The organism is Sporosarcina jeotgali (assembly GCF_033304595.1).
GTDB lineage: Bacteria > Bacillota > Bacilli > Bacillales_A > Planococcaceae > Sporosarcina > Sporosarcina jeotgali.
On sequence record NZ_CP116341.1, the window covers coordinates 1,079,451 to 1,097,735 of the forward strand.

The window sequence follows — 18,285 nt, forward strand, 5'->3', positions numbered from 1 at the left end:
GAATGATTTGAAACGTCGTCGAGTGGAGGAAAAATGATGTTCGATAAACTACTGCGAAAGAAGACGACGGCTGTTCCGTCGACATTACAAGAGAGGCTCGCCATTGTGAAAGAAAAGCCGGTGCCTACACATGTCGCCATTATTATGGATGGGAATGGAAGGTGGGCGAAGCAGCGCAAACTTCCGAGAATTGCAGGTCATCATGAAGGCATGAAAACGGTACGCAAAACCACTCTTTTTGCCAATGAACTAGGTATCCAAGTATTGACGTTATATGCATTCTCAACAGAAAATTGGAAACGGCCTAAACTTGAAATTGATTTTCTGATGAAACTCCCAGGTGAATTCTTAAGTACATATTTACCGGAGTTAGTTGAAAACAACGTTAAAGTTGAAATGATTGGAAGTTCCGATTTATTACCTTCTCATACAAAAGAAGCCATCCAAAAAGCGATGGAAGCTACAGCACATAATGATGGAATGATTCTAAACTTTGCAATGAACTATGGAAGTCGTTTCGAAGTCGTCGAAGCTGTTAAAACCTTAGCCCTCCAACTTTCAGAAAACACGATTCAACTTGAAGAACTTACTGAAGAGACCGTATCCGGCGCAATGATGACATCGCATCTTCCGGATCCAGATCTTCTCATCAGAACAAGCGGGGAAGTTCGTTTATCCAATTTCATGCTCTGGCAGTTAGCGTACGCAGAACTTGCATTTACGGAAGTGCTCTGGCCGGATTTTAATGAAGAGAGTATGCTTAGTATTATAGAGGACTATCAAAAACGAAGCAGACGGTTTGGAAGTCTTGAAGGGGATGAAATCAAGTGAAACAACGGATACTAACTGCTATTGTAGCAGCTGCAGTATTCATTCCATTTGTTGTTGTTGGAGGGATTCCATTCACCATTTTGGTCTATGCAATCGCAACAATCGGACTGTATGAACTGTTGAAAATGCAATCCATTAAATTACTTTCTATCGAAGGCGTACTCGCATGGTTATTGTCAGCCATTCTATTATTGCCTGACCAGCTGGCACTCAAATGGTTAGGAGCAGTCGGTTATACGAAATTAGAAGCCGCTTTTATCATTATCTTGCTCTTATTGATCTATACTGTACTTGTGAAGAACCGTTTTACGTTTGCCCACGCATCCTTTTTAGTGATGTCTGCCTTTTATGTAGGGATGGGATTCTATTATCTCACTGCTACACGGGATGCCGGTTTAGTCTTTATCATTTATGCACTGGTCATTGTATGGACAACAGATTCCGGCGCTTACTTTATTGGTCGCAAACTAGGCAAGAATAAGCTGTGGCCGGATATTTCGCCAAACAAAACAGTAGAAGGTTTTGTTGGAGGTATTTTGAGTGCAGTTATTTTTGCGGTCCTATTTCAACTAATACAACCTGTCGCATCTACCTTCCTGGTTTTAATTGGTGTAACAATCATCGCATCTATTATTGGTCAACTAGGGGATCTAGTTGAATCTGCGTTAAAAAGAAATTATAACGTGAAGGATTCAGGGAAGATCTTGCCTGGGCACGGAGGTATATTAGACAGGTTTGACAGTTTGTTATTTGTTTTGCCGCTTCTGCATTTATTGCACTTTGTTAGTTAATTGAAAGGGATGTTTTTGATGAAGAAAAAGATCAGCCTTCTTGGTGCTACAGGTTCTATTGGGTTACAAACACTTGAAGTAATTGCAGCACACCCCAATCAGTTTGAACTTGTAGCGCTTTCTGCTGGGCGTAATATTGAGAAAGTACGAGAGATTGCTGCTTTCCATAATCCGCCTCTTATTTCCGTAATGGAAAAAATGGACGCGGAAACTCTGCAAATAGAATTTCCGGCGATACGATTCCTTTATGGAGCAGAGGGCTTGGAGGAAGTTGCAGCCAATACAGGTGCAGACGTCCTTTTAAATTCTGTAATTGGAAGTGTAGGTTTAAAACCGACACTTGCAGCCATTCGTCAAGGAATTACAATTGCCATTGCAAACAAAGAAACTCTTGTAGCGGCCGGCGATATTGTAATGGCTGAAGCGAAGCGGTACGGTGTGTCTATTTTGCCAGTAGACAGCGAACATTCCGCTATATTTCAAGCGCTGAATGGTGAGCAAACCAAATCGATCAGCCGCCTGATCTTGACGGCCTCAGGAGGAAGCTTTAGAGATTTAACTCGAGATCAGCTGACTAATGTTACATTGGAACAAGCACTTGCTCATCCGAATTGGTCGATGGGGAATAAATTGACGATTGACTCAGCAACGATGTTTAACAAAGGTCTTGAAGTAATTGAGGCCCACCACCTTTTCAATATGCCTTATGATCAGATTGATTGTCTTTTACACAAAGAAAGTATTATCCACTCCATGATTGAGTTTGAGGATACAAGTGTTATGGCACAATTAGGTTCGCCAGATATGCGTGTTCCAATTCAGTACGCACTTTCTTATCCGGACCGTATTCCTATGAAAGATCCTCAGCGTCTTAAGCTTGAAGATATCGGCACATTACATTTTGAAAAGATGGATTTAACGCGTTTCAAGGCTCTTGCACTTGCGTACGAAGCAGGACGAATCGGCGGCACAATGCCTACAGCAATGAATGCTGCAAATGAAATGGCGGTTAGTCAATTTATGGCAGGACATATCCCATTCGTTCAAATCGATGAATTTGTTGAACGTGCTATGGAACAGCATCAACCAGTTCTGGAACCTAATCTGGAAGCAATCCTTGAGACGGATATGCAAACTCGTAAAATCGTCTATTCCATGATAAAATAAGGTATTTAGTACAATAGCCAAGTAAGCTGAAAAGGTGGGTATAAATGGCGACGACAGTTATCTCGTTTATAATTATTTTTGGCTCATTAGTCTTTTTCCATGAGTTTGGACACTTCCTATTTGCAAAGAGAGCGGGCATTATGGTTCGTGAGTTTGCAATTGGAATGGGACCGAAAATAATCGGTATTCAAAAAGGTGAAACACTTTATACGGTTCGGTTGCTTCCGCTTGGCGGATATGTACGGATGGCAGGCGAAGATTTTGACACCGTCGAATTGCTGCCAGGCTATCGTGTCGGATTGATTTTAAATGCGCAAGACGAAGTTACTAAGATTTATTTGAATTCAAATGTGTCGAATCCGGATGTGCTTTTTCTAGAAACAGAAGAAGCTGATTTAAATGATAAATTATTTATTAAAGGATACGACGATGAAGGGAATTTGGTTCGTCTGTCCGTGTCAAGAACTGCTGTTATCCACGAGAAGGGGCAGAAGACACTCATCGCGCCGAAAGATCGTCAATTCGATTCAAAACCATTAATGGGAAGATTTCTAACGATTCTCGCAGGGCCGGTCTTTAACTTCATTCTTGCGTTCTTCATCTTTATTGCACTTGGTTTATTGAATGGTGTTCCGACAAATGAACCGATAATTACAGAAGTCCAAGATAATAGTCCAGCGGAAGCAGCTGGTGTTCAAAAAGGTGACTTTGTAAAATCTTCAAATGGCGTAGAAATGAAGACGTGGAATGAATTCACAGAAACCATACAGGATAACGCTGGTAAGTCGATTGATTTAGAAGTTGAACGTGACGGCGAACTGGTCGCACTGCAAGTAACTCCTAAAGAAACGGAAGAAGCTGGAGTTAAACAAGGTCAGATTGGTGTATTCTATACAAGTCCAGTCGAAAAGAACCCTTTGAAAGCCATAGCGTATGGCGCGCAGCAAACCTGGTTCTGGATTGCAAAAATATTTGAGTTGCTCGGATTGCTTGCAACCGGTCATTTTACTTTGGATGCATTGTCCGGGCCAGTAGGAATATACAAAGCAACAGAAGAAGTCGCACAGTACGGTATATTCAATCTTATGAATTGGGCAGCTGTATTGAGCATTAACTTAGGAATCATGAACCTTCTGCCGCTGCCTGCATTGGATGGCGGAAGATTGCTGTTCTTCTTATTTGAAGCGGTCCGCGGTAAACCGATTGATCGTCAAAAAGAAGGTATGGTTCACTTTGTAGGAATAATGCTGCTTATGTTACTTATGCTGGTTGTTACATGGAACGATATTCAAAAGTTCTTTTTCTAGAAATGATAATCGTATTGATCAGAGGGTAATGGAGGCGACGCACGATGAAACAATCAGGGGTATTCATACCTGCTGCTGAAACTTCAAATAACTGTCTGGCAGATCAGCTTCTCACTCAATCTGGTTATGTTCAAGAAACATCTGAAGGCATGTATGCGTATTTTCCGTTAGCTGGAAAAGTTTTAGAGAATATAAAGCGTGTGATCCGTGAGGAGATGGAGTCAGCGCGTGTCCTCGAACTGGATCTTCCATATGAACAATTTGAACATGCGACAGGAAAATCAGATGAAATGATTTTGCTGTCGTTCATTGCAAAAGAAGTTATCAGCTCCGAGCAGCTTCCGATATCTGTATTTCACATCAAACAGAATGTCAGAGAGACCTTGCATTCTATCCAGGAATCCAGTCTTCTGTATGCAAAAGAATATTCATTAGTGAGTGGCTATTCTTTTCATACCGATACGGATGAAGCAAAAGAGAATGGAGAGACGTTATTTTCTGTCTTTTCAACAATTGCAAATAGAATCGGACTCCCATACCGCGTAATTGAATCACAAAACGCTAATGGGAGAACTGAATACGAATTTATTGCATTTTCCGAATGCGGAAAAGAATCTTATGCGCAAAGTACTGATTCATCGTATACGTCAAAAGCTGTGCTTGCGGAAGCTTTCCAAGAAGAACCTCTGGAATCCAAAAAGCTTAAAAAGGCTGAAAAAATAAGCGGACATGGCAAAGAAATTGCCCCGCTGGCTGAATCGCTTGGATTAGACAGCTCTCAAACAGTTCAAGCATTTTTGTATGACATTGATTCGAAACCTGCACTCATTCTTCTTCGTGGAGATCATGAGCTGAATGAGATGAAGTTAGCTAAAGCTTTTGAGGGTTCAACAATCCGTTTATTGACCCCAAGTGAGGTAAAGAAAGAGTTAGGTGTTGAACTGAACACGATTGGTCCTGTGCAACTGCCATTCGGTTTACCGGTTTATGCTGACTACGGTGTCTCCGCTATTGTGAATGGGATTTGCGGCGCAAATGAAAAGGATACATTCCTGCTGAATGTTAACCCGGAACGTGATTTTACAGTTGACCGTTACGTAGATATCCGTCTTGTGAAAGAAGGAGAGCCATCCCCTGATGGAAATGGAACGTTAACGTTTCGTCAAGGAGTCACATTCGCCCGCATTATTGAACCAGAACCCGTTTTCAGTACAATTAACGTTGCAAACAAGGAATCCCTTGAAATTTTAACTGGATATTATTATATAGATTTGACCCGTTTGTTTGCAGTGACGGCTGAACATTTTAGTGACTCACTGGGATTGAAATGGCCAATTCAACTTGCTCCGTATGATATACATTTACTGATTGAGGATATTCAAAATGAAAGTCAGCAGCAGTTAGCAGAAGAGATTCACTCTGTCATGAATGGATACCGATATCGTGTGCTGTTTGATGATCGAAATGTAAGCCCTGATAGTAAACGTAAAACTTCCAACCAGTTAGGCGTCCCGGTAAAAATAGTAGTTGGTGATGACGCGGAAGCTGGAATGGTCCAAGTGACGTACCGAATGATGGGTGAGCCGGTTAGCATGCGGAAAGAAGAAGTGACAGAAAAACTTCAGGAATTTTTCAGAACAGAGTAAAGACATGGGAAGGCCGACTCGCGGTCCTTCCCTTCTTTTTACGGAAAGGAGAACTATATGGACGCTAAAAGAAAGATGTCAATGCTGCTCCAGCAAATCGAACTGACGGAAGACGCGTTTGTTATTCATTTTCAAGACGCTGAATTAGAGCGGGTGGATATCTTTAAAAAGTCGAGGGTTTGGCAATTTACTGCAACCCTGGAAAAGCCGTTACCGTTTGATGTGTTCCAACTATTCCGTAAGCGTGTGGAACAGACTTTTGCCAATATCGCTGCGATTCGTTTGAAAATCAGTACGAAGACGGAAGTGCATGAGGCGGAAACTATTCTATCCTACTGGCCTGCAATCATGGATGAGCTGGGTGAAGTTTCGCCGCCGATTCGTGAAGCATTGACATCGCAAAAACCAACTATTGCTGGAGATAAAATTACAGTTTGCTGTCTGAATGATGTCCAGCAGCAGACGTTGAAAAATAAGTATGGTCATCTCATTTCAAATGCATATGAGTCCTTTGGCTTCCAGCGAATCTACCCGGAGTTCACAATTTCAGAAGCACCGGTGGAAGAGGAACAAGCCCGCGCTGCATTTTTTGAAGAACGAAAAGCTGAGGAAGTCGCTTATGCTCAAAAAGCATTGGAAGCAATGCAGCAGCGTGAAACGACTAAGAAAGATGGAGGTGCTGCGCCTACAGGTCCTATTTCTTTCGGAACACCAATTCGCGGCGATGAACCGTTAATGGAAATCCAGCAGATCCAAGACGAAGAGCGCCGTGTGACAATCGAAGGCTTTGTTTTCGATGCCGAAGTGAGAGAGCTAAGAAGCGGCCGATCATTATTAACCTTAAAAGTGACGGATTATACCGACTCTATTCTTGTGAAGATGTTCTCCCGTGATAATGAGGATGCAGACCTCATGAAAGCACTCACGAAAGGTAAATGGGTAAGAGCTCGCGGAAGTATTCAAAATGATACATTCGTTCGTGACTTAATCATGATGGCACAAGATATTATGGAAGTTGCACCAGTTGTCAAAAAAGACACAGCACCTGAAGGGCGTAAACGTGTTGAATTACATACACATACAAAGCTAAGTCAAATGGACGGGGTCTCTTCTGCGGGTGCACTTGTTGCACAGGCAGCAAAATGGGGTCACCCTGCAATTGCCATTACAGATCATGCAAACGTGCAGGCTTTTCCGGATGCCTATAATGCAGGGAAGAAGCACGGCATTAAAGTGTTGTTTGGTTTAGAAGCGAACCTTGTGGATGATGGTGTTCCAATCGTTTATGACGAGCAGCATCGGTTACTCGAAGAAGATACGTTTGTCGTCTTTGACGTAGAGACCACAGGGTTGTCCGCTGTGTACGATACCGTAATTGAACTTGCTGCAGTCCGTGTTAAAAACGGAGAAATCATCGATACATTTGAACGTTTTTCAAATCCTCATCACCCTTTGTCTTCTACCACAACCGAATTGACAGGGATTACAGATGATATGGTGAAAGATGCACCTGAAGTTTCTGAAGTGATGGTCGATTTCATAGAGTTCATAGGTGACTCCATTTTAGTCGCGCACAATGCTTCGTTTGATATGGGCTTCTTTTATGAATCCTGCAAAAAGGCAGGAATTGAAACCGCAGATTATCCAACAATTGACACATTAGAATTAGCTCGTTTGCTGTACCCGGATCTCAGAAATCATCGTCTGAATACATTAGCTAAAAAGTTCGACATCGATTTGACTCAGCATCACCGTGCCATATACGATACGGAAGCGACTGCGCATCTATTTGTAAGATTGATGAAAGACGCCTCTGAAAAAGGGATTGCCTGGTTAGATGACTTTAACAAAAACGTCGGTGAAGGGGATGCGTACAAGCGTTCACGACCTAACCATTGCACGCTGCTTGCTACCAGCGATGAAGGATTGAAGAATTTATTTAAACTGGTTTCGTTCTCTCACATGGATTATTTCTATCGAGTGCCGAGAATTCCGCGGTCGCTGCTCGTGAAATACAGAAAAGGGCTGCTCGTCGGCTCAGGCTGTGACAAAGGCGAAGTGTTTGAAGCGCTTATGCAAAAGTCGATTGAAGAAGCAGAAGAAGTTGCAGGTTTTTATGATTACTTGGAGCTTCATCCAAAGCCGGTTTACAATCATTTGATTGAGCTGGATCTCATTCGCGATGAATGGAACTTGGAAGATATCATGCGTAAAATGATTAAACTGGGGAAAAAGAAAGGTCTCCCAGTAGTGGCAACAGGAAACGTACATTATATTGAGGAAACGGACGCTGCGTATCGTCAGGTACTTGTCCGTTCTCAAGGTGGAGCGAATCCGATGAACCGTCACGAATTGCCAGCTGTCCATTTCAGGACAACGGATGAAATGCTGGAAGAGTTCGCGTTCTTAGGACCTGAAACAGCAGAGCAGATCGTCATAGATAATCCACAGGGTATTGTCGATCGGGTCGGAGATGTTAAACCGATCAAAGATGATCTTTATCCTCCTGAAATTGAAGGGGCTGACGAAGAAGTACGCCAGTTGACGTATACGATGGCCCATGACATCTATGGGGAGACATTGCCGGATATAATTGAAGCCCGTATTGATAAGGAATTAAAGTCGATTATCGGAAACGGGTTTGCGGTTATTTATTTAATCTCACATAAGTTGGTTAAAAAATCATTGGATGATGGTTATTTGGTTGGTTCTCGCGGTTCAGTTGGTTCTTCTCTTGTTGCGACGATGATGGAGATTACTGAAGTGAATCCAATGCCGCCGCATTATGTTTGTCCAACATGCAAGCAATCGGAGTTCTTCTCCGATGGTTCAGTCAGTTCCGGTTTCGACTTACCGAACAAAAATTGCCCGGCTTGCGACATCCCGTATACAAAAGACGGTCATGACATTCCATTTGAAACGTTCCTTGGATTTAACGGTGATAAGGTACCGGATATCGACTTGAACTTCAGCGGTGAATATCAGGCAAACGCCCACAACTATACGAAAGAACTTTTCGGTGAAGATTATGTGTACAGAGCAGGAACTATTGGAACTGTTGCTGAGAAAACAGCTTACGGATATGTTCGCGGCTATATGAACGATAACGGCATCAATTTGCGCGGAGCCGAAATCGATCGGCTCGTTCAAGGGTGTACAGGTGTTAAACGAAACACCGGACAGCACCCGGGCGGTATCATTGTAGTACCGGATAATATGGAAATCTACGACTTTACGCCGATTCAATTCCCGGCGGATGACGTTGGTTCTAGCTGGAAGACGACTCACTTTGACTTCCACTCCATTGATAACAACTTGCTCAAGCTCGATATTTTGGGTCATGATGATCCGACGATGATTAAAATGCTGGAAGACTTGTCAGGAATGGATCCTAAAACGATTCCGCCTGACGATCCTGGTGTTATGGCGCTGTTCAGCGGGACAGAATCGCTTGGTGTAACAGAAGAGCAGATTAACTGTAAAACCGGAACGCTCGGGGTGCCGGAGTTCGGTACCCGATTTGTTCGCCAGATGCTTGAAGAAACGAAGCCTTCCACGTTTTCCGAGCTCATACAAATTTCAGGATTGTCTCACGGAACGGATGTATGGCTCGGCAACGCACAGGAATTGATTCAGAATAAAACGTGTGTACTGGCAGAAGTAATCGGCTGTCGTGACGATATTATGGTGTATTTAATCTATCAAGGTCTGGAACCAGCCATTGCCTTTAAAATAATGGAGTCTGTGCGTAAAGGTAAGGGACTGACACCTGAATTTGAAGAGGAAATGAAGAAAAACAAAGTCCCGGCATGGTACATTGCTTCCTGTAAGAAAATTAAGTACATGTTCCCGAAAGCACACGCCGCTGCTTATGTTCTCATGGCACTCCGGATCGCTTATTTCAAAGTGCATCATCCGATAATGTATTATGCAACGTATTTTACAGTGCGTGCGACGGACTACGATTTGGCAACGATGATTAAAGGTCCAGCGTCTATTAGAGTAAAAGCGAAAGAAATCTATGACAAAGGCTTAGACGCTTCGCCGAAAGAAAAAAGTTTAGTCACGGTACTTGAAATCGCTTTAGAGATGTGTGAACGAGGGTTTTCATTTGCTAAACCTGATTTATATAAATCATCGGCTACTGAATTCATCATCGAGGGCAATACATTGATTCCGCCATTTAATGCTATCCCTTCACTAGGTACAAACGTTGCGAGAACAATTGTAGAAGTTAGAGATGACGGGGAATTCCTTTCTAAGGAAGATCTTCAGCGCCGCGGACGTGTTTCCAAAACAATTACAGAATACATGGATTCGCTCGGCTGCCTGGAAGGATTGCCGGAAATGAATCAGCTGTCATTGTTCTAAGCAAGGAAGTAATACGACACCGCGCATTTGGATAATTTGCGCAAGGGTTGAACGTATGGTATAATTGAAACAACTTTTGCTATAGTCTTACGCGAAAAGAGTGGGATTCCCCGCTCTTTTCTGTTGTCTGCCATTATTATGCAAGCAAATTACAACCTGCAAGGGAGGGGTAAGATGAGTAAAATTACAGAAGAAGTAGAAATGTTAGCACTCCCGATTGTCAATGAGTTATCGCTTGAACTAGTCGACATTGAGTTTTTGAAAGAAGGAAGAGATTGGTTTTTGCGCGTCTACATTGATACGCAGGAAGGGAATATCGACATACTTCAATGTGCACAAGTAAGTGAACGTCTGAGTGAAGAACTGGACCGTACAGATCCGATTCCGCAAAACTACTTCTTGGAAGTTTCATCTCCAGGGGCAGAGCGTCCGCTTAAAAAAGAGCAGGATTACGAAAAAGCGGTTGGCCAGTATATTTATGTGAAAACTTATGAGCCAGTTAAAGATATGAAAGAATTCGAAGGGCACCTTTTAGTCAATGAACCAGATGCTATAGAACTTCAAATTCGTATTAAAACCCGTACATTGACAGTCAGAATCGATAAGCAAAAGATTGCTGTTGCAAGATATGCAATCGACTTTTCTGCATAATTGAATATTCAGGAGTGATGAACATGAGTAGCGATCTTCTCGATGCATTAACAGCATTAGAAAAGCAAAAAGGCATATCTAGAGAGGTACTAGTGGATGCGATTGAAGCGGCACTCGTAACTGCGTACAAACGAAACTTTAATCAAGCTCAAAACGTGCGCGTGGATTTGAACTTAGGAGTAGGAACTATTAAAGTGTTTTCACGTAAAGATGTCGTTGGAGAAGAAGTGGAAGATGACCGTCTGCAAATTACGCTTGAAGATGCTTTGCTTATAAACCCAGCGTATGAAGTCGGCGACATTGTGGAGCAAGAAGTGACACCTCGCGACTTTGGACGAATTGCTGCTCAAACAGCGAAGCAAGTCGTTACCCAGCGTGTCCGTGAAGCTGAACGCGGTCTTATCTATGAAGAATATATCGACCGTGAAGACGATATTGTCAATGGAATTGTAGAGCGCTTTGACGCGCGCAACTTGTATGTAGGGTTAGGGAAAGTAGAAGCTGTACTTCCTATGACCGAGCAAATCGCTTCTGAAACATACAACCCGCATGAACGTATCAAAGTGTACATTACAAAAGTGGAACGCACTTCACGCGGACCGCAAGTGTTTGTATCTCGAACACACCCTGGACTTTTGCGCCGTCTATTTGAAATGGAAGTTCCTGAAATCTTTGAAGGAATTGTAGAAATCAAATCGATCGCCAGAGAAGCGGGCGACCGTTCAAAAATCTCTGTCTTTACAACGAACGAAGAAGTGGATCCTGTAGGTTCTTGTGTGGGTGCACGCGGAGCACGCGTTCAATCGATTTCAAATGAACTTAATGGTGAAAAAGTCGATATTGTGGAATGGTCAGAAGATCCAGTAATCTTTGTTGCAAACGCATTAAGCCCTTCTAAAGTATTGGACGTTCATGTTGAAGAAGAAGATCGTTCGACAACGGTAGTGGTTCCGGATTATCAATTATCACTGGCAATCGGTAAGCGTGGTCAAAATGCACGATTAGCTGCCAAGTTGACGGGCTGGAAAATTGACATTAAAAGTGAAACAGATGCGCGTGAACTAGGAATCTATCCTCGATTTGAAGAAGAATTCCAAGCTGATGAAGCAGACGTTGATGAAGCAGATGTTTATTCTGATGAAGAGACTGCGCTTGATTCGACTGAAGAAACAGAAGAAGTCGAGACAGATTCGATCGACTTGTATCAAGACGAACATCAATAAGAAGTAACGAGAGGGTGCATACGCATGGCAGTCAATAATCGAAAAGTGCCGTTGCGCAAGTGTGCAGCTACCGGCCAAATGTTTCCTAAGAAAGACATGATCCGGATTGTCCGCACAAAAGAAGGAGAAATATCCGTCGATTTGACAGGTAAAAAATCCGGACGCGGAACGTATGTATCAAAATCTGAAGCAGCCGTAGAAAAAGCGCAATCGACTCGTGCAATTGAGAGTCAATTGGGCAGCGCTGTTCCGGAACAAGTGTATGCAGATTTATTACATGCGATTCGGAGAGAGGCAATTAAATGATTTCTACAGAAACTAAGATTTTTCAATTACTAGGTTTAGCAGCTCGGGCAAGAATGCTGACGACAGGCGAAGAGCTTGTCGTCTCTGAAGTTCGAGCACAGAAAGCAAAACTTGTTATACTATCAGAAGACGCATCTGACAATACGAAAAAGAAACTGTCGGATAAATGTAATAGCTACAACGTTGAGAAGCATGTTTTTGGGAGCCGCGAAGCACTCGGGCATGCAATCGGAAAAGAGTCGCGGGTCGTCCTCGCGGTAACGGACAGCGGTTTTGCTAAAAAGCTGTCTTCGCTCCTCAACGAATTATAACGGGGGTGGGCTAATGACGAAAATACGTGTACATGAATACGCGAAGAAGGTTAACAAATCAAGCAAAGAGGTCATTGAGGAACTAGGTAAAATGAATGTGGATGTTTCGAACCATATGTCAATGATCGATACAAGTTCTGCAGAAAAATTGGATAAGAAGTTTTCAGCTTCGAAAAGTACTTCATCCAACAATCAAAGTGCGTCTCGTCCGCAAGGTCAAAATACGAGTCGTCCACAAAGCCAAACGGGCAGCCGTCCGCAGGGACAAAGCAATAGCCGCCCGCAAGGTCAAACAGGCAGCCGTCCGCAGGGACAAAGCAATAGCCGTCCGCAAGGCCAAACAGGCAACCGTCCGCAGGGACAAGGCAATAACCGTCCGCAAGGCCAAGGCAGCAATCGCCCAGCGGGTCAAACGGGTAACCGTCCTCAAGGACAAAACACGAATCGTCCGCAGAGCCAAGGCGGCAATAGCCGTCCACAAGGGCAGTCTGCTAATCGTCCTCAGGGACAAACAAGCAGCCGTCCATCAAGCGGCGGTCAGGGTACTCCATCAACTGGAGGACAAAATCGTCCTAACCAAGGGCCATCTTCACAAAACCGACAAGGCGGCGGAGGCAATCGCCGTGGCGGACGTCCGCCAGCACGCGGTATAAACCAGGGCCGCCGCAGACATCGTCCGGCGAACCCAATGCCAAAAGTGGAAAAGCCGTTACCGGAAAAAATCACATTTTACGAATCTGCCTCTGTTGGGGAACTTGCAAACAAGCTCGGCCGGGAACCTTCAGAAATCATTAAAAAGTTATTCCTTCTTGGTGTAATGGCTACCATTAACCAAGAGCTTGATAAAGATGCGATTGAACTAATCTGTGCAGAGTATGATGTAGAAGTTGAAGAGGAAATCCGCATTGATGTAACGGATCTTGAAATCTATTTCGAAGATCCAGATACAGATGATGAGGCAGTTGAATCGAATACAGAAGCTATCGAACGACCTCCTGTCGTTACAATCATGGGACACGTTGACCATGGTAAAACGACATTACTTGATTCAATTAGAGACACGAAAGTCACTCAAGGCGAAGCTGGCGGAATCACTCAGCACATCGGAGCATACCAAATTAATTCCAATGGAAAAAAGATCACGTTCCTTGATACACCAGGACACGCAGCATTTACAACTATGCGTGCGCGCGGTGCCAAAGTAACTGACCTGACTATCCTTGTTGTTGCTGCGGATGACGGTGTTATGCCACAAACGGTTGAAGCGATTAACCATGCGAAAGCTGCAGAAGTTCCTATTATTGTTGCAGTCAACAAAATGGATAAACCATCTGCTAATCCAGATCGTGTTATGCAAGAATTAACTGAACACGGTTTAGTTTCTGAGGCTTGGGGCGGAGATACAATCTTTGTTGAAATTTCTGCGCTTAAAGGTGAAGGAATTGACCAGTTGATTGAAATGATTCTTCTTGTTGCAGAAGTTGCTGAATTGAAAGCCGATCCAAGCGTTCGTGCTAAAGGAACAGTTATTGAAGCTCAACTCGATCGCGGCCGCGGTGCAGTTGCATCCTTGCTCGTTCAAGATGGTACACTTCGCGTCGGTGATCCTGTTGTTGTCGGAAACACATTTGGCCGTGTACGAGCTATGATCAATGACGTTGGCCGCCGTGTTAAAGAAGCCGGTCCATCTGCTCCTGTAGAAATCACAGGTCTTAGCAATGTGCCTCAAGCAGGTGACCGTTTTGTAGTCTTCAAAGATGAGAAAACAGCCCGTCAAATTGGTGAAAGCCGTGCTGGCGAAGCGATTCAGGAACAGCGTACTGAAAAAACGCGTGTTACTTTGGATAACTTGTTTGATCAGATGAAAGAAGGCGAAATGAAGGAATTGAACCTGATTGTTAAGGCAGACGTTCAAGGTACTGTCGAGGCAATGGCAGCTTCATTAATGAAGATTGATGTAGAAGGCGTCAATGTTAAAATCATTCATACAGGTGCCGGAGCAATCAACGAATCTGATATTTCCTTAGCAGCTGCATCAAATGCAATTGTCATTGGTTTCAACGTACGCCCAGATGTCAATGCTAAACGTGCCGCTGATGAAGAAGGCGTCGACATTCGTCTGCACCGTGTAATTTATAAAGTTGTAGAGGAAATCGAATCTGCAATGAAAGGTATGCTTGACCCTGAATTCGAAGAAAAAATTATCGGTCAAGTTGAAGTCCGTGAAACATTCAAAGTTTCTAAAATCGGTACTATCGCCGGAAGTTATGTAACTGACGGTAAAATAACAAGAGACTCCGGGGTTCGCATTTACCGGGACAACATCGTTATTTTTGAAGGGGAACTCGATACATTGAAACGCTTCAAAGATGATGCAAAAGAAGTCGCAAAAGGATACGAATGCGGTATCACGATTAAGAACTTTAACGATGTTAAAGAAGGCGACATCATCGAACCATTCATCATGCAGGAAATTAAGCGCGTGTGATTGTTTACGCAGAGTGTTCGTTCATCATTCCAATGGCGGCTTCTCTAAAAGATAAACGTTCCGTGCTGAAACGTATGATCGATCGTGTGAAAAATGGGTATAATGTTTCTATAGCTGAATTGGATCACCAAGATCTCTGGCAGCGTACAACACTTGGGGTTGTCGCAATTGCTTCTTCAACCGAAGCTGCTGAACGTGAAATTCATCGCGTTCAGCGATTTCTTGAGTCCAATCCAGATTGGGAACTAACTGAAATACAGATTGACTATCCAGGATAGTGAAGCGGGGTGAAACTCCATGTCAATGCGTGTTAATCGAGTAGCAGAACAAATGAAAAAAGAACTCGGTGATATTATAGGTCAGCGTTTGAAAGATCCTCGCATTGGTTTCGTCACAGTAACCGATGTGGAAGTAACAGGGGACCTTCAACAAGCAACTATCTATATTTCTGTTCTTGGAAAAGATTCTGAGAAAGAAGCGTCACTAGAAGGGCTTAAGAAAGCAAAAGGATTCATCCGTTCTGAAATCGGAAAACGGATCCGTTTGAGAAAAACACCAGAAATCGATTTCGCGTTTGATGAATCCGTCGCATACGGCAACCGAATCGAATCACTTCTACGTGATGTGAAGGAAGACGAGTCGGACAATTAAACAAATGGGATCGGTATCCAATTGGATTTCCGGTCCCTTTTTCATTTTACATAGTGCTTGAACTAACCTATAGAAGGAGGCGATGATATGGACGGAATCCTGCCCCTATGGAAAGAAAAAGGGATGACCTCACATGATTGTGTATTTAAATTACGGAAAATCCTTCGTACGAAAAAAGTCGGGCACACTGGAACTCTTGACCCGAGTGTAGAGGGCGTCCTGCCGATTTGCATCGGGTCTGCCACAAAAGTCGCATCTTACATCACAGATTCAGGAAAAGAATACATTGCTGAGGTATCTATTGGAACTGCGACTGAAACTGAAGATGCTGATGGAGATGTCGTCAAGAATGATGCATCGGACAAGGTCATTACTCGTGTACAAGTACTGCAGGCTCTAGATACTTTGACTGGACATATTACACAAATTCCTCCTATGTATTCAGCTGTTAAAGTGAACGGAAGAAAACTTTATGAGTATGCAAGGAAAGGAATAGAAGTTGAGCGTCCAGAACGCAAAGTACACATCCATAAAATCGAGTTATTAAGTGAAGATGAACAATTCGAAGGAATCGAACCCCGCTTTACGATTAAGGTATCCTGCGGGAAAGGGACATATATTCGTACGCTTGCAGTTCAAATTGGAGAACAGCTTGGGTATCCTGCACATATGTCCCATTTAGTAAGGACGGCTTCAGGAACATATAAGCAAACCGACTGCCGTACGCTAGATGAAGTCCGGGAGCTTCAGGAAACTGGAAGCCTGAAATCATTCTTAAGACCGCTGGAGTCTGCTTTAGAGGGAATTGTTCAAGTACAATTAGATGACAATGAAGAATTGCTGACCAAAGTTCTAAATGGCCAAGTTCTTCCTCTTCACCCGATACTCGAAACAGAGGACGAAGCAGTATTTACGGAACACGGCAGAGCTCTCGCTGTGTATGCGCCGCATCCAGAAAAAACAGGGCTGATGAAACCTGTCAAGATGTTTCTTGCGAATCGAGAAGAGGAGAGGACAAACGATGGAAACTATTGAGTTGCGAATTGATCGTGGTATTACTAAGATCATTGAAAAAGAATTCTCGTTAGCCATCGGTTTTTTCGATGGACTGCACAAAGGTCATCAGACAGTTATACAACAAGCAATTGATACCTCAAAGAACCTTGGAATTGCTTCCGCCGTAATGACGTTTAATCCTCATCCATCCCATCTATTTGCAGGTGAACATGAAAAAATTGGCTACATTACTCCTTTGGAGGAAAAACAGCGGATCTTAAGCGAAATGGGAATCGACACGTTATTTATCGTAGCATTCGATCAAAGTCTCGCTAGCTTGACTCCTGAGGAATTTGTTGATCAAGTGTTAAGAAATTTGAATGTTCGTCATGTAACAGCTGGATTTGACTTCACATTCGGCGCGAAAGGAAAAGGTACAATGGAACAGATGGAATCGTTAGCAAATGGAGATTTCGGCACGACAAGCGTCGAAAAAGTAGCTGAGGAAGAGGAGAAGGTTTCATCCACACGCATTCGTAAATTACTGTCAGACGGAGAAGTAGCAAAAACTGCATCGCTTCTTGGCCGTCCTTTTCGTTCAATCGGTACAGTGGTTGACGGGGACAAACGCGGACGGCAACTAGGTTTTCCAACTGCTAATATTATTCCAGGCGCTGAACTTATAGTCCCTCAAAACGGCGTCTATGCAGTACGGTTCACAGCAGATGGAATTACTTATGATGGCGTCTGTAATATTGGCGTTAAGCCGACTTTTGATCATCCGGATGAAGCACGTAAAACGATTGAAGTGAATGTCTTTGATTTCGACGGGGATCTATATGGCAAAAAGGTGATAGTTGACTGGATAGATCATATCAGATCTGAACAGAAATTCGATTCAATCGATATGCTGATCAAACAGATTGCAGAAGACAAGGAAACAGCAAAAAAAATCCTTTCAAAAAAAGACTGAAGGTTGCAGTCGTAAGATGTGCATGCTATGATAGTCAAGTGTACAGTGTACACGAACCTTTCCTTGGCATTACGATTCACCAACGGCTGCTTGGGACTTGGGGATATTAAAGAATGGGAGGTGACTAGGATGGCTATTACACAAGAGCGTAAACATGAATTGATCAACGAATTCAAAACTCATGAAAACGACACAGGGTCTGCAGATGTTCAGATCGCTATCCTTACTGAAGAGATCAACAACTTGAACGAGCACTTGCGTTCACACAAGAAGGATAACCACTCACGCCGCGGTCTTTATAAGATGGTCGGTACACGTCGTCGTCTTTTGAAGTACTTGCGTGAAACAGAAGTTGCACGTTACCGTGATCTAATTGCTAAACTCGGCCTGCGCCGTTAATATTGACAACCGAAAAAGCGGGCTCTGCCCGCTTTTTTCTATGCAAACGAATGGTTTTTCAACCTTCTTTGCTTCCTAAATCCCATTACTTAACGATATATTTCGCAAACCATTGCTTAATTTGATACACTATTATGTAATACATACTTCGTATTCAAAGGATGTAAACCGAGA

16 protein-coding genes are annotated in these 18,285 nt (G+C 43.2%); all 16 read left to right on the forward strand.

Annotated features, from left to right (window positions below):
• The first annotated feature begins 36 nt into the window (after positions 1-36).
• Positions 37-831 (forward strand): undecaprenyl pyrophosphate synthase, encoded by a 795-nt coding sequence (uppS, locus tag PGH26_RS05075; RefSeq protein WP_323692927.1) that lies wholly within the window; start codon positions 37-39, stop codon positions 829-831.
• Entirely contained in the window at positions 828-1,622 is a 795-nt protein-coding gene (locus PGH26_RS05080) for a phosphatidate cytidylyltransferase (protein WP_323692928.1), read from the forward strand. Before uppS ends, PGH26_RS05080 begins: the two co-directional genes overlap by 4 nt.
• An 18-nt stretch (positions 1,623-1,640) precedes the next feature.
• Positions 1,641-2,789 (forward strand): 1-deoxy-D-xylulose-5-phosphate reductoisomerase, encoded by a 1,149-nt coding sequence (locus PGH26_RS05085; RefSeq protein WP_323692929.1) that lies wholly within the window; start codon positions 1,641-1,643, stop codon positions 2,787-2,789.
• 44 nt (positions 2,790-2,833) lie between these two features.
• On the forward strand, positions 2,834-4,096 hold the full coding sequence (rseP, locus tag PGH26_RS05090) for an RIP metalloprotease RseP (RefSeq protein ID WP_323692930.1): 1,263 nt from the start codon (positions 2,834-2,836) through the stop codon (positions 4,094-4,096).
• Positions 4,097-4,140: 44 nt separating this feature from the next.
• Complete coding sequence (locus tag PGH26_RS05095; RefSeq protein ID WP_323692931.1) at positions 4,141-5,742, forward strand: proline--tRNA ligase; 1,602 nt, start codon at positions 4,141-4,143, stop codon at positions 5,740-5,742.
• A 57-nt stretch (positions 5,743-5,799) separates the two neighbouring features.
• Complete coding sequence (locus PGH26_RS05100; protein WP_323692932.1) at positions 5,800-10,113, forward strand: PolC-type DNA polymerase III; 4,314 nt, start codon at positions 5,800-5,802, stop codon at positions 10,111-10,113.
• A 174-nt stretch (positions 10,114-10,287) separates the two neighbouring features.
• The gene (gene rimP, locus PGH26_RS05105) at positions 10,288-10,764 is read left to right on the forward strand and encodes a ribosome maturation factor RimP (protein WP_323692933.1); all 477 of its coding nucleotides are present in this window, start codon (positions 10,288-10,290) and stop codon (positions 10,762-10,764) included.
• 23 nt (positions 10,765-10,787) lie between these two features.
• Entirely contained in the window at positions 10,788-11,987 is a 1,200-nt protein-coding gene (gene nusA, locus PGH26_RS05110; protein ID WP_323692934.1) for a transcription termination factor NusA, read from the forward strand.
• Between the two features lie 24 nt (positions 11,988-12,011).
• Complete coding sequence (gene rnpM, locus PGH26_RS05115) at positions 12,012-12,293, forward strand: RNase P modulator RnpM (protein ID WP_323692935.1); 282 nt, start codon at positions 12,012-12,014, stop codon at positions 12,291-12,293.
• Positions 12,290-12,604, forward strand: a complete 315-nt coding sequence (locus PGH26_RS05120; RefSeq protein WP_323692936.1) for a YlxQ family RNA-binding protein — start codon at positions 12,290-12,292, stop codon at positions 12,602-12,604. The genes rnpM and PGH26_RS05120 overlap by 4 nt, the downstream gene beginning before the upstream one ends.
• 13 nt (positions 12,605-12,617) lie before the next feature.
• Positions 12,618-15,092 carry a translation initiation factor IF-2 gene (gene infB, locus PGH26_RS05125; RefSeq protein ID WP_323692937.1) on the forward strand — a complete coding sequence of 825 codons (2,475 nt, stop codon included), beginning with the start codon at positions 12,618-12,620 and terminating at the stop codon, positions 15,090-15,092.
• On the forward strand, positions 15,089-15,370 hold the full coding sequence (locus tag PGH26_RS05130; RefSeq protein ID WP_323692938.1) for a DUF503 domain-containing protein: 282 nt from the start codon (positions 15,089-15,091) through the stop codon (positions 15,368-15,370). Before infB ends, PGH26_RS05130 begins: the two co-directional genes overlap by 4 nt.
• A 19-nt stretch (positions 15,371-15,389) precedes the next feature.
• A complete protein-coding gene (gene rbfA / locus PGH26_RS05135) occupies positions 15,390-15,743 on the forward strand; it encodes a 30S ribosome-binding factor RbfA (protein WP_323692939.1) in 354 nt (117 codons plus the stop codon).
• An 87-nt stretch (positions 15,744-15,830) separates the two neighbouring features.
• Positions 15,831-16,778, forward strand: a complete 948-nt coding sequence (truB, locus tag PGH26_RS05140) for a tRNA pseudouridine(55) synthase TruB (RefSeq protein WP_323692940.1) — start codon at positions 15,831-15,833, stop codon at positions 16,776-16,778.
• On the forward strand, positions 16,765-17,712 hold the full coding sequence (locus PGH26_RS05145; RefSeq protein ID WP_323692941.1) for a bifunctional riboflavin kinase/FAD synthetase: 948 nt from the start codon (positions 16,765-16,767) through the stop codon (positions 17,710-17,712). The genes truB and PGH26_RS05145 overlap by 14 nt, the downstream gene beginning before the upstream one ends.
• Positions 17,713-17,841: 129 nt before the next feature.
• Positions 17,842-18,111 carry a 30S ribosomal protein S15 gene (gene rpsO / locus PGH26_RS05150; protein ID WP_025785002.1) on the forward strand — a complete coding sequence of 90 codons (270 nt, stop codon included), beginning with the start codon at positions 17,842-17,844 and terminating at the stop codon, positions 18,109-18,111.
• Positions 18,112-18,285 lie beyond the last annotated feature (174 nt).